11 protein-coding genes are annotated in these 12,298 nt (G+C 66.7%); 7 read left to right on the forward strand and 4 right to left on the reverse strand.

Annotated elements, in window-relative coordinates; translation table 11 throughout:
- Positions 1-94: 94 nt before the first annotated feature.
- Positions 95-427: a hypothetical protein gene (locus CFB35_RS23405; protein ID WP_059584983.1), complete on the forward strand. Its 333-nt coding sequence runs from the start codon at positions 95-97 to the stop codon at positions 425-427.
- 126 nt (positions 428-553) lie between these two features.
- Positions 554-2,143: an ABC transporter substrate-binding protein gene (locus CFB35_RS23410; protein ID WP_059584982.1), complete on the forward strand. Its 1,590-nt coding sequence runs from the start codon at positions 554-556 to the stop codon at positions 2,141-2,143.
- A gap of 111 nt (positions 2,144-2,254) precedes the next feature.
- On the opposite strand, the gene CFB35_RS23415 is transcribed toward CFB35_RS23410, so the two are convergent.
- From CFB35_RS23415 to CFB35_RS23430, 4 genes are all read right to left on the reverse strand, one after another.
- On the reverse strand, positions 2,255-3,562 hold the full coding sequence (locus CFB35_RS23415) for an Nramp family divalent metal transporter (protein ID WP_059584981.1): 1,308 nt from the start codon (positions 3,560-3,562) through the stop codon (positions 2,255-2,257).
- Positions 3,563-3,659: 97 nt separating this feature from the next.
- Positions 3,660-4,916: an oxalate decarboxylase family bicupin gene (locus CFB35_RS23420; protein ID WP_059584980.1), complete on the reverse strand. Its 1,257-nt coding sequence runs from the start codon at positions 4,914-4,916 to the stop codon at positions 3,660-3,662.
- A gap of 337 nt (positions 4,917-5,253) precedes the next feature.
- Complete coding sequence (locus tag CFB35_RS23425) at positions 5,254-6,588, reverse strand: type II toxin-antitoxin system HipA family toxin (RefSeq protein WP_089465599.1); 1,335 nt, start codon at positions 6,586-6,588, stop codon at positions 5,254-5,256.
- A gap of 3 nt (positions 6,589-6,591) precedes the next feature.
- The gene (locus CFB35_RS23430; protein WP_089465600.1) at positions 6,592-6,840 is read right to left on the reverse strand and encodes an XRE family transcriptional regulator; all 249 of its coding nucleotides are present in this window, start codon (positions 6,838-6,840) and stop codon (positions 6,592-6,594) included.
- Positions 6,841-7,093: 253 nt separating this feature from the next.
- On the opposite strand from CFB35_RS23430, the gene sapR reads away from it, so the two are divergent.
- The 5 genes from sapR to nikC all read left to right on the forward strand — a co-directional run bounded on the left by sapR (position 7,094) and on the right by nikC (position 12,297).
- Positions 7,094-7,981: a sap1 transcriptional regulator SapR gene (sapR, locus tag CFB35_RS23435; RefSeq protein WP_059584977.1), complete on the forward strand. Its 888-nt coding sequence runs from the start codon at positions 7,094-7,096 to the stop codon at positions 7,979-7,981.
- Positions 7,982-7,998: 17 nt separating this feature from the next.
- Positions 7,999-8,562: a D-alanyl-D-alanine dipeptidase gene (ddpX, locus tag CFB35_RS23440; RefSeq protein WP_089465601.1), complete on the forward strand. Its 564-nt coding sequence runs from the start codon at positions 7,999-8,001 to the stop codon at positions 8,560-8,562.
- Between the two features lie 70 nt (positions 8,563-8,632).
- Positions 8,633-10,234 carry an ABC transporter substrate-binding protein gene (locus CFB35_RS23445; protein WP_060968811.1) on the forward strand — a complete coding sequence of 534 codons (1,602 nt, stop codon included), beginning with the start codon at positions 8,633-8,635 and terminating at the stop codon, positions 10,232-10,234.
- Positions 10,235-10,244: 10 nt separating this feature from the next.
- Complete coding sequence (locus CFB35_RS23450; RefSeq protein WP_059584974.1) at positions 10,245-11,315, forward strand: ABC transporter permease; 1,071 nt, start codon at positions 10,245-10,247, stop codon at positions 11,313-11,315.
- Between the two features lie 67 nt (positions 11,316-11,382).
- Positions 11,383-12,297 (forward strand): nickel transporter permease, encoded by a 915-nt coding sequence (gene nikC, locus CFB35_RS23455; RefSeq protein ID WP_089465602.1) that lies wholly within the window; start codon positions 11,383-11,385, stop codon positions 12,295-12,297.
- The last annotated feature ends 1 nt before the right edge of the window (position 12,298 follow it).

The following is a 12,298-nucleotide window of genomic DNA, read 5'->3' on the forward strand; positions in this document are numbered from 1 at the left end:
GTCAAAAGCGGCCCGATTCCGGGCGGTTTCGTCGCGAAGCTTCGCGTTTCGCCCCCCGCGCCCCAGCCTCGACACGAGACACCCGACGCCGACCATGAAACGATTCCTGCTGCTCCTTCCCGCCGCGCTGCTCGCCGCCTGCGGTTCCTCGCCCTCGTCCGACTCGGCCGGCTCGGGCGCCGCGCCGATGATCTACGTGTCGTCGCAACGTCCGGCCTACGCGGTCGCGAACTGCCTCGACAGCCGCCTGTCGGGCACCGAGCAATCGCAGCACAACGGCGTGACCGACATCGCCGTCGGCTCGAATTCCTACTTCGTCACGCTGACGCCGTCGGGCAGCGGCTCGGTGATCAAGGTCGTGCGTGGCTCCGGCAACGAGCCGGCCGAGGAAGCGATGCGCTTCGCGATCGCGCGCTGCGCGATCTGACGCCCCCGGCGCCGGGCGCCCGCCCGGCCCGCCGCTGTGCGCCGCCCGGCGCGCGTGCCGAATATTTTCATCCGGGTGCCCGTCGATGAGAGAATCGCACCACGATTCCCTTTCGATGGAGCCCGCATGAAGCACCTGCTGTCCCGGCTGTTCGTCAGCGCCGCGCTCGTCGCGCTTGTTCCGGCGCTGCCGGCGCAGGCGGCCACGCCGCCCGGCATCTTCGTCGTCGCCACGCAGCTCGGCGAATTCACGACCATCGACCCGAGCGGGATCTACGAGCTGGTGCCGTCCGAATACGTCGCGAACACCTACGAGCGGCTGGTGCGCGTCGACCTGAAGGACCCGACGCGCTTCGACGGACAGATCGCGCAATCGTGGACGGTCGGCGCCGACGGCGTGACCTACACGTTCAAGCTGCGCCCCGGCCTCACGTTCCATTCCGGCAACCCGGTCACCGCCGACGACGTCGCGTGGTCGCTGCAGCGCACCATCCTGCTCGACAAGGGGCCGGCCGGCGTGCTCGCCGATCTCGGCCTCACGAAGGCGAACGTGACGCAGAAGGTGCGCGTGGTCGATCCGCAAACCGTCGCGCTCGAAACCGACCGCAAGTACGCGCCGAGCTTCGTGCTCAACGTGCTGAGCGCGTGCCCGGCATCGGTCTTCGACAAGAAGCTGCTGCTGTCGCACCAGCAAGGCAACGATCTCGGCAGCGGCTGGCTGCGCACCAACGACGCGGGCTCGGGCCCGTACCAGCTCGTCAAGTGGACGCCGAACGAGACCATCGTGCTGCAGCGTTTCGACAAATACCGCACGCCGTACCCGATGAAGCGCGTGGTGCTGCGCCACGTGCCCGAAGCCTCCGCGCAACGGCTGCTGCTGGAGAACGGCGACGCCGACGCCGCGCGCAACCTGAGCCCCGACAGCCTCGCCGCGCTGTCGAAGGCCGGCAAGATCAAGGTCGCGTCGTGGCCGGTGTCCGCCCTGCTGTACCTGAGCCTGAACACGAAGAACCCGAACCTCGCGAAGCCCGACGTGCAGCAGGCGATGAAGTGGCTCGTCGATTACGACGGCATCCAGCGCAATATCGTCAGCACGACGTACAAGGTGCATCAGACCTTCCTGCCCGAAGGCTTCCTGGGCACGCTGAACGCGCGGCCGTACAAGCAGGACGTCGCGAAGGCGAAGGCGCTGCTCGCGAAGGCCGGCTTGCCGAACGGTTTCGACGTGACGATGGACATGCCGAACGACTATCCGTACCTCGAGATCGCGCAGGCGCTGCAGGCGAACTTCGCGCAGGCGGGCATCCGCGTGAAGCTGATCCCGGGCGACGCGAAGCAGGCGATCGGCAAGTACCGCGCGCGCCAGCACGACATCTTCATCGGCGAATGGTCGCCCGACTACATGGACCCGAACAGCAACGCGCGCGGCTTCGCGTGGAATCCGGACAACTCGGACCAGTCGCCGACCAAGATGCTCGCATGGCGCAACGGCTGGGACATTCCGCAACTGACGAAGGACACCGAGGCCGCGCTCGTCGAGCCGTCGCCCGCGAAGCGCGCGCAGCGTTACGAGGCGCTGCAGAAGGCCGTGCTCGCGAACTCGCCGTTCATCATCATGTTCGAGAAGGTCGTGCAGGTCGCCACGCGCCCCGGCGCGACCGGGCCGGAAATCGGGCCGATCAACGACCTCGTGTCGTACCGCACGCTCGCGAAGTAATCGCGGCCGCCCGCGCTGGCCGCGACGCGCGTCGGCGGCCGGCAGTGCCACGCGATCCGGCGGCCGCGCGGGGCGCCGGACATGCGGCAGCAGGCGGCCGCCCGCACCCGTTCAATTGAATGCCGCCCACACCAGGTATGCATTCAGCCCGACGATCACGACCGTCGCCGCGCCGGCGACGATCCGCAGCGGCATCCGCATCGCGTAAGCGCCCATCACGTCCGTGCGCGCCGACAGCAGCAGCAGCGCGATCATCGGCATCGGCAGCACGAAGCTCAACACGACCTGGCTCGCCACCATCGCGCGCGTGACGTCGCAGCCCAATGCCACCACCACGAACGCGGGCGCGATCGTCACCGCGCGCCGCACCCAGATCGACATGCGGCGGTGGATGAAGCCCTGCATCACGACCTGCCCCGCCATCGTGCCGACCACCGAGCTCGACACGCCCGACGTCAGCAACGCGACGAGAAACAGCGCGCCGGCCGCCGGCCCGAACACCGGGATCAGCGTGTGATAGGCGTCGCCGATGTCGGTCATGCCCGGCGCGGCCGCATGAAACGCGGACGACGCCATCATCACCATCGCGAGATTCACGAACCCGGCGAGCCCGAGCGCGACCACGACCTCGCGGTTCGAGAAACGCACGAGCCGCCGCCGCTCGGCGTCGTCGCGCGGCGCGGTGCGATCCTGCGTGAGGCCCGAATGCAGATACAGCGTGTGCGGCATAATCGTCGCGCCGATGATGCCGACCGCGATCGTCAGCGCCGCATGATCCGGAATCTGCGGGACCACCAGATGGAACGCGGCCGCATGCCAGTCCTGCGGCGCGATCAGCAGTTCGCCGAGATAGCACGCGCCGATCACGCCGACCAATGCCGCGATCGCCGCCTCCAGCGGCCGGAAGCCGCGTTTTTCGAGCGCGAGGATCGCGCAGGTCGCGAACGCGGTCGCGATCATCCCCGCGAACAGCGACAGGTGGCACAACAACCCGAACGCGAGCGCGCCGCCGAGGAATTCGGCGAGATCGGTCGCCATCGCGGCGATCTCCGACGCCACCCACATGCCCCACACGACCGGCGCGGGGAAGCGGTCGCGGCACAGCTCGGCGAGATTGCGGCCGGTCACGATGCCGAGCTTCGCCGACATCGCCTGGAACAGCATCGCGATCGCGTTCGCGGCCAGCACGACCCACAGCAGCCGGTAGCCGTACGCGGCGCCGGCCTGGATGTTGGTCGCGAAGTTGCCGGGATCCATGTAGCCGATCGATGCGATCACGGCCGGGCCGACGAACGGCAGCAACGCGGCGACGCCGGTGCGGCGCCCTTCCAGCGCGGCACGCGCCGCGCCGTCGGTCTGCTCGGTGGACAGTCCCGGCAGCGCAAAGCCGCCGGCAGGTTTGCTCGGGACGGGAATCATGGCAAGTATTCCGTTCTAATGAGGACGGCTGATTCAGGGATCGCGCCCCGCCACAACCAGCATGCCGCGTGCCGGCCATGGCAGGACGCCGGCGGCGTCACAGCGGCACGACGTCGGGACGGTTGCGCGGAAACCGTGCGATCACGTCCGGCGCGATGTTCAGGTGCGCTTCGACGAGCTTCGGCGGCGTGTGCGCGAGCCAGTCGGACAGCGACACCTCCGCATAGCGGTCGGTCTTGAAGATCTCGAGGAATACGAGGTCGGTCTTGCCGGTGTTCTGCACGTAGTGCCCGAGGCTCTTCTTCACGTAGCCGACGTCGCCCGCGCGGAAGTCGGCCGTCTGCGCCTTCGGCCCCGTGTCGAACACGGTCATCCGCGCCTCGCCTTGCAGGTAGTACTGCCATTCGTCGGCGTTCGGGTGCCAGTGCAACTCGCGCATGCCGCCCGGGTGCACGGTGACGAGCGCCGCCGCGACGGTCGTGGATACGTTGAAGTTGGTGCTGTCCGCGATCCGCACCTCGCCGCCGCGCGTCTTCCTGACCGGTTTCATGTCGCCGAGCGAAAAGACGAACGGATGCGGCGGCGCGCCGGCCGACGCGGCCGACGCGCGCTGCGCGTCCGCAAGCGGGCCCGGTTCGTCGCCCTGGAAGATCCACAGGTTGTCGAGCGGCACGTTCCTGAACGCGTCGGACGGCACGCCGAAGTTCAGCGCAAGCACGTCGGGCGGCGTATGCGCGATCCAGTCGGTCAGCAACAGCGTGTTGAATTCCGATGCGCGGCCGTTATCGAATGCGAGCAGGAATTCGGCGCCGTCGCTGCCGATGCCCTGCAGCGAATGCGGCAGGCCGGGCGGGAAATACCAGAGGTCGCCGGTCTTGACGTCCTGCACCGACGGCCGCCCGAGTTCGTCCAGCACCGTGATCCGGCAGCGGCCGTCGAGCATGATCGCCCACTCGGCCTGCTGGTGCCAATGCATCTCGCGAATGCCGCCGCGCGTCAGGCGCATGTTGACGCCGGAAATGGTTTCGGAAATCGCGAAATCGTCCTGCGTGACTTCGCGCGCCCATCCGCCATTTTGAATGCGCTTATGCGCATTATTGAAAGACGCCCAGAATAACGGCATCCCGTTGATATCGGTGGCCGGCGGATCCTGAAAGGACGGGAATTGATTGGCGATGGCCGGATTTTTAGGCCCCGGATCGGTCAGGCTCTGGCGGTTGCGCGCATTCACCGCGCCTTCCGGCGGGCTGTCCGGATTACCGAACGAGGCGGCCTTGGCGGTTACCGCGATGCCCGCGGCGGCAATCGCGCCGGCCGTGCTCGTCAACATCTTGCGTCGAGAAAGATTCGTCATGATTTCCTCTTATTCGTGCAATCGAGAGAATTTCCATTACGGAATACTTGCCGCTTTTTCGAATTACCGAAAATCAAACATCCCGTGACGCAAGTTAAATACAAAACCATCTAAAAATTAAATGAATTATTAATCTTGATTGATGAGTTAAACTGATCGACTTTAATTTTGTAATTATTGCGATGCAGCAGACTGTAAATGGCGGCAAGCTGTGCTCGATATGCGCACCGCGCGATTGCCGCCCGATGCCATCGATTCGGGTTTCCTGGCGCGCAAACCGGAACGGAAAAATGCGGATGCGCCGGCTTTCACCGGCCCGGAGCGGAACCGGGGCGGGTCACTCCCGCGGCATGTCGGCGAGTCGTTGCGCGGCGAAGCGCAATCCGCCGAGAATGCGTTCGGCGATCCTCGCCGGAAATCCGGCCGGCAGCGCCGCGCCGACCGATTCGATCACCTGGGGCGTCATCGCGACGAGCCGGTCGACGATCGGTGTCGCGATATCGCCAAGCAGGCAATGCTCCGCCATCGCAGTGAAGTGCCGGCGCGTGATATCGCGCATCGCGTAGTGCTTGCGCTTGCCGTGCACCGCCATCGCGAGCTTCGCCTTGTGCCACGACCACTGGTTCGCGCCATCTCCCTCGACCGGCCAGATCGACATCACGTCGTAGAGCGGCGTCAGACGGAAGCGGCCGCCCGGCAGCAGGCGCAGACTGAAGTTCTTCGCATGCCCGTCCGGTGCGGCAAGCATCCAGAACGCCACCAACGCGGTGAACAACGTGTCGAGGTCGGCCTGCGCCGTTTCCGACCGGCGCAGGATGCCGGCCAGATCGGGCACCCCGGGGCCACCCTGCGATTCGTATTTCAGATGCGGCGGCACGCCGAGCGCCTGACAGAAATCTTCTTGCGGCAAGCGCAACAGCCAGCCGCCGTCACGATGCAGCGCGCGATCGAAGCGCGTGACCGACAGCACCTTGTGTGCGCCGAAACGCACGATGTCGGCCTCCGCCGTCGGCAGGCCGAACGCACGCAGGATCGCGAGGCACAGCCATTCGTTTTCGACGGATGTCGTCAGATCCGCACGCTTGTTGCCGACCAGCCCGAGCGGCAACTTCAGAATATGCGTCGTCGGGGTCGCGCCATGCGGACGCATCCATCGCCCGTCGTGAAACAGCAGCGCGGTCTTTTCCTGCGCGCCGGCCAGCGACAGGCGGAAATCGTCGTCGTCCTGCGCACCGCCCACCGCCCCGCTCGCCTGATCGAGCACGCGCGCCACCTCGTCGTCGGACAACGGCGTGCCGTCGATCCGGTCATGGCCTGCCGGGGTTTCATCCTCGCCGAGCAACTGCACCGCGCCGACGCAGTCCCGGCCGAGCGCGGCGAGCAGATCGAAAGGCTCGATCGTCGCCGTGCCGAACCGCGATGCAAGCCGCCGACGAATTGCATCGCTGTCCGGCAGCAGATTGTCGAAGTAGTGATTGACGCGCTCGCCGCGCAACGGCGCATCGCCGACGCCGAACGGCAGCGACAGCGACAACGGGCGGCCGGCGTCCGACTGTTTCCAGCCGGCGTCGTACAGCAGTTCCATGTCGCCGCGCGCGGGAATCCGCCAGATTCCCACCCGCACGCCGTTGGCCCAGATCGATAGCGCGCGGCCGTGCGATTTGCGTCCCATCGATTACCAGTCGACGTTGGCAGCGTCGCGCCCGTCCTTCGTGCAGATGCTGAGTTCGAGACCGTACAGCGCGGTCAATTCGAGCAACTGCCTGAGCGACAGGCTTTCGGTGCGAGTGGTTTCGAGCGACGACAGGCGCGACTGGCCGACGCCGATGCGCGCCGCCGCTTCGGCTTGCGTCAGCCCCTTGGCCTGACGTGCGGACGACAGGATTTCAGCCAGTTGCACGGGGGTATTGACGATGAGATTCACGGGGATGGGCTCGGTATACGATCCATGCAGTATATCTCTGTGAGAAATAAACGCAAATTATTCCCGTCAAACATAAACGCGCAATATGCCTGTCAGGAATAATCCGTCATGCGGGCCACCCGTCTCCGCTCATCGGGTGTTCCCCGCCCCTATCATCGTGAGCCAGCCATAGTTTTTATTCGCTGGCGCCAATGATTTTGGTTTTGTCAGATAGATGACATCGAATCATCAAATGACAACGATCTAACAGCCGATGACCTGCGCGTTCGCCCATACCGTCGAGTCCCGCTATGCCGAGCTGACGCCGACCGCCAAGCGCATCGCGAGCTACATGCTCGCGAACCTCGATCGGCTCGGCCTCGAGACCGCCGACCAGATCGCGCAGCAAGCCGGCACCAGCGGCATTTCGGTCGGGCGGTTCCTGCGCAGCGTCGGCTACCGCAATCTCGACGACCTGAAACGCGAACTGCGCGGCGGCGGCGATCGCCCGTGGATGATCACCGACCGGCTCGACGAGTACCGCCGCGCCAGCGCCACGCAAACGACCGCCGGCGAGCGCGACAGCAACAGCAATGGCAGCACGCTCGCGTCGTCGCTCGAGCGCGAGCTCGACGCGATCCGCCACGTGTACCGCCTGGCCGAAGGCCCGGTGTTCGCGCAGGTGGCAGACCGGATCGCGCATGCCGACGCCGTGTTCATCCTCGGCATCCAGTCGACGCGCGGCATCAGCAACGCATTCAGCAGCTACCTCGAATACCTGCGCCCGCGCGTGTTCTATTCCGACGGCCAGTCGGGTTCGTACGTCGATTCGCTGAATTCCGAGTTCGAACGGCCGTACTGCATCGTCACCGACACGCGCGCGTATTCGCGCAGCGCGCGCCGCTATTGCCAGGCGGCCGCCGAGCGCGGGCAGCCGTTCGCGCTGGTCACCGATCTGTATTGCCCGTGGGCGCGCGAATGGCCGGCGGATCTGCTGCAGGTGAAAACCGACGTCGGCCAGTTCTGGGATTCGCTCGCACCGCTCACCTGCCTGTTCAACCTGCTGATCACGGCCGTGGTCGACCGCCTCGGCCCCGCGATCGACCGGCGCGTCGCGCGCAACCGCGAACTGCAGCGCACGTTCGACCAATTCGAATCCTGAGCGAAGCCGCCCCGCCGATGAACGATCACCGCCTCGTCGAAATCACGCCCGCCACGCATCGCGTCGACATCGATCTCGTCTATGCGACCGACCGCAACCTGACCGGCAAGCCGATCTACCGCCGCGCGCACTGCCTGCTGCTGGCGCCGGCCGAAGCCGCATTGCGCCGCGCGGTCGACGTCGCCGCGCAGGCCGGCTTCACGCTGCGCATCTACGACGCCTACCGGCCGCCGCAGGCGCAGCAGGTGCTGTGGGACTTCCTGCCCGATCCGAATTTCATCGCCGATCTCGGGCGCGGCTCGAATCACAGCCGCGGCACCGCGCTCGACCTGACGCTCGTCGGCGCGAACGGCGAGCCGCTCGACATGGGCACGGGCTTCGACGAGATGGTCGCCGCGTCGGGTCATTTTCACGCGGGATTGCCCGAACACGTGCAATGCAACCGGCTGCTGCTGCTCGGCGTGATGCACGCGGCCGGCTTCGCGCACATCGACAGCGAATGGTGGCACTACGAACTGCCCGGCTCGCACGCGTTGCCGCAGATCGACAATGCGGCGAGCGGCCCGTGGCGCCTGATGTAGCGGCAGCGCACGCCCCCTTTTTCATGCACGTTCACGTTCAACGACTCAAACGACAGATGGAGAAGCGCCCATGAAATTCCCGACCTCCCGGCTCGTCGCGGCGCTGGCCGCCGCGTCCGTATTCGCCGCCGTTCCGCTTGCCGCCGCCCACGCGGAAACGCCGAAGGACATGTTCGTGATGGCCACGCTGCTCGACGAATTCACGACGCTCGACCCGGGCGAAATCTACGAACTGGTGCCGGAGGAATACGTCGCGAACACGTACGACCGGCTCGTGCGCGTCGACCTGCGCGATCCATCGAAATTCAACGGCGACGTCGCGCAATCGTGGACGGTGAGCCCCGACGGCCTGACCTACACGTTCAAGCTGCGTACCGGCCTGAAGTTCCACTCGGGCAACCCGCTGACGGCCGACGACGTCGCGTGGTCGATCCAGCGCGCGGTGCTGCTCGACAAGGGGCCGGCCGCCGTGCTGACCGGCATCGGCCTCACGAAGGCGAACGTCGTCGCGAACGTGAAGAAGCTCGACGACGCGACGGTGTCGGTCACGACCGACCGCAAGTACGCGCCGACCTTCGTGCTAAACGTGCTCGGCTCGTGGCCCGCGTCGGTGCTCGACAGGAAGCTGCTGCTGTCGCACCAGCAAGGCAACGACTTCGGCAACGCGTGGCTGAAGACCAACGAAGCCGGCTCCGGCGCATACAGGCTCGTCAAATGGACGGCCGGCGACAGCCTCGTGCTGCAACGCTTCGACGGCTACCGGCTGCCGCTCGCGATGAAGCGCATCGTGCTGCGCCACGTGCCCGAAGCGGCAAGCCAGCGCCTGCTGCTGGAAAACGGCGACGTCGACGCGGCGCGCGACCTGAGCCCCGACGATCTGGCGTCGGTCGTGAAGTCGGGCAAGGCGAAGGTGGCGGCATCGCCGCAGGCGACGCTGCTGTATCTCGGCCTGAACACGAAGAACCCGACGCTCGCGAAACCCGACGTGCAGGAAGCGCTGAAATGGCTCGTCGACTACGCGGGTATCCAGGGCAACGTCGTGAAGACGACCTACAAGGTGCACCAGACCTTCCTGCCCGAAGGCTTCCTCGGCACGCTGAACGCGAACCCGTACAAGCTCGACGTCGCGAAGGCGAAGGCGCTGCTCGCGAAGGCCGGCGTGCCGAACGGCTTTTCGGTGACGATGGACGTGCGCAACGACTATCCGTACACGGAGATCGCGCAGGCCGTGCAGGCGAATTTCGCGCAGGCCGGCATCAAGGTGCAACTGATCCCCGGCGACAACAAGCAGACGCTCGCGAAATACCGCGCGCGCCAGCACGACATCTACATCGGCGAATGGTCGGCCGACTACATCGATCCGCACAGCAACGCGCAGGGTTTCGCGTGGAATCCGGACAACGCCGACAAGTCGAGCTATAAAATGCTGGCCTGGCGCAACAGCTGGGACATCCCGCAACTGACGAAGCAAACCGACGCCGCGCTCGCCGAACCGGCCGCCGCGAAACGCGCGCAGCTTTACCAGACGATGCAGAAGGAAGTGCTCGCGCGCTCGCCGTTCGTGATCATGTTCGAGAAAGTCGCGCAGGTCGCGACGCGGCCCGGCGTGAGCGGGCTCGAAGTCGGGCCGATCAACGATCTCGTGTCGTACCGCAACCTGAAGAAGCAATAAGATTCGCCGCATGTCGACTCCCGCCTCCTCCCTCGAAGCGCTGCGCACGCTGCCCGCGCGGCGCCCGGCCGTACGCTGGGCGCTGCGCGTGCTGCGCTGGGCGATCACGCTCGCCGTCACGTTCGCGGGGCTGCTCGCGCTGACGTTCGTGATCGGCCGCAAGGTGCCGATCGACCCTGTGCTCGCGATCCTCGGCGATCGCGCGTCGGCCGAAGCGTACGCGGCCGAGCGCATCGCGCTCGGGCTCGACAAGCCGCTCGCCACGCAATTCCTGATCTACGCGCGCGACGTGCTGCACGGCAATCTCGGCGTGTCGCTGCTGACCGCGAACCCGGTGCTCGACGATATCCGGCGCGTGTTTCCGGCCACGCTCGAACTGGCGACGATCGCGACGCTGATCGGCATCGCGATCGGCGTGCCGCTCGGCGTCGCGGCCGCGGTGAAGCACAACCGGCCGATCGATCACGTCGCGCGCTTCGTCGGGCTGATCGGCAATTCCGTGCCGGTGTTCTGGCTCGGGTTGATGGGGCTGCTGCTGTTCTATGCGCGGCTGCACTGGGTCGGCGGCCCCGGCCGGCTCGACCCGGTGTACGACGGCATGGTCGATCCGCGCACCGGCAGCCTGCTGCTGGATGCGGCGCTCGCGGGCGAGTGGGACGTGTTCCGCAACGCGGTATCGCACATCGCGCTGCCGGCCGCGATCCTCGGCTACTACTCGGTCGCGTATCTGAGCCGCATGACGCGCTCGTTCATGCTCGACCAGCTGAGCCAGGAATACATCGTCACCGCGCGCGCGAAGGGCCTGTCCGAGCGCCGCGTGATCTGGCGGCATGCGTTCGGCAACATCATGGTGCCGTTGCTCACCGTGATCGCGCTCACGTACAGCAACCTGCTCGAAGGCTCGGTGCTGACCGAGATCGTGTTCGCGTGGCCGGGGCTCGGCTCGTACCTGACCGGCGCGCTGCTGAACGCCGACATGAACGCGGTGCTCGGCGCGACGCTCGTGATCGGCGCGATGTTCATCACCGTCAACCTGCTGACCGACGCGCTGTACCGCGTGTTCGATCCGCGTGCGCGCTAAAGGACTGCCCCGACATGACCGCTTCCCTCCTGCTTCTTTCATCGCCGATGCCGAAGGTCGTCCAACCATGAGCGCCGAGCGTCTGTCCCTGCGCGCGTGGCTGCTTTCCGATGCGCCCGCGTCGCGCTCGCAAGCCGCGTTCGGCCTCGCGTACCGGCGCTGGCGCCGGTTCGCCACGAATCCGCTCAACCTGTTCGGGCTGGCGATCCTGCTTGCGCTGATCGTCGTCGCGATCGTCGGCCCGCTGATCATGCCGCACGATCCGCTGCGCCAGGTGCTGTCCGACCGGCTGCTGCCGCCCGGCTCGCCGTCGCACTGGTTCGGCACCGACCAGCTCGGCCGCGACATCCTCTCGCGGCTGATCGCCGGGTCGCGCCTGACGCTCGGCATCGCGCTGCTCGTCGTCGCGATCGTCGTGCCGATCGGCCTCCTGATCGGCACGACGGCCGGCTATTGCGGCGGCTTCGTCGACAGCGTGCTGATGCGCATCACCGACATCGCGCTCGCGTTCCCGAAGATCGTGCTCGCGCTCGCGTTCGCGGCCGCGCTCGGCCCCGGCGTGATCAACGCCGTGGTCGCGATCTCGATCACCGCGTGGCCCGCGTATGCGCGGCTCGCGCGCGCGGAGACGATCCGCATCGCGCAAGCCGACTACATCCATGCCGCGCGGCTGCAAGGCGCGTCGGGCCCGCGCATCCTGCTGCGCTACATCATGCCGCTGTGCATGTCGTCGGTGATCGTGCGCGCGACGCTCGACATGGCCGGCATCATCCTGACCGTCGCGGGCCTCGGCTTTCTCGGCCTCGGCGCGCAGCCGCCGAGCCCCGAGTGGGGTTTCATGGTCGCGTCGGGCCGCAACGTGCTGCTCGACGCGTGGTGGGTCGCGACGCTGCCCGGCATCGCGATCCTGCTCGTGAGCCTCGCGTTCAACCTGCTCGGCGACGGGCTGCGCGACGTCTTCGATCCCCGTCATGGAGCGTGAC

Origin of the sequence: Burkholderia sp. AU16482 (assembly GCF_002223285.1) — a bacterium.
GTDB lineage: Bacteria > Pseudomonadota > Gammaproteobacteria > Burkholderiales > Burkholderiaceae > Burkholderia > Burkholderia semiarida.

Coding starts and splice junctions, on each gene's coding strand:
- CFB35_RS23450 (WP_059584974.1), top strand. CDS start 10,245: ATGTCGACTCCCGCCTCCTCCCTCGAAGCGCTGCGCACGCTGCCCGCG.
- nikC (WP_089465602.1), top strand. CDS start 11,383: ATGAGCGCCGAGCGTCTGTCCCTGCGCGCGTGGCTGCTTTCCGATGCG.
- CFB35_RS23420 (WP_059584980.1), bottom strand. CDS start 4,916: ATGACGAATCTTTCTCGACGCAAGATGTTGACGAGCACGGCCGGCGCG.
- sapR (WP_059584977.1), top strand. CDS start 7,094: ATGACCTGCGCGTTCGCCCATACCGTCGAGTCCCGCTATGCCGAGCTG.
- CFB35_RS23445 (WP_060968811.1), top strand. CDS start 8,633: ATGAAATTCCCGACCTCCCGGCTCGTCGCGGCGCTGGCCGCCGCGTCC.
- CFB35_RS23425 (WP_089465599.1), bottom strand. CDS start 6,588: ATGGGACGCAAATCGCACGGCCGCGCGCTATCGATCTGGGCCAACGGC.
- ddpX (WP_089465601.1), top strand. CDS start 7,999: ATGAACGATCACCGCCTCGTCGAAATCACGCCCGCCACGCATCGCGTC.
- CFB35_RS23410 (WP_059584982.1), top strand. CDS start 554: ATGAAGCACCTGCTGTCCCGGCTGTTCGTCAGCGCCGCGCTCGTCGCG.
- CFB35_RS23405 (WP_059584983.1), top strand. CDS start 95: ATGAAACGATTCCTGCTGCTCCTTCCCGCCGCGCTGCTCGCCGCCTGC.
- CFB35_RS23415 (WP_059584981.1), bottom strand. CDS start 3,562: ATGATTCCCGTCCCGAGCAAACCTGCCGGCGGCTTTGCGCTGCCGGGA.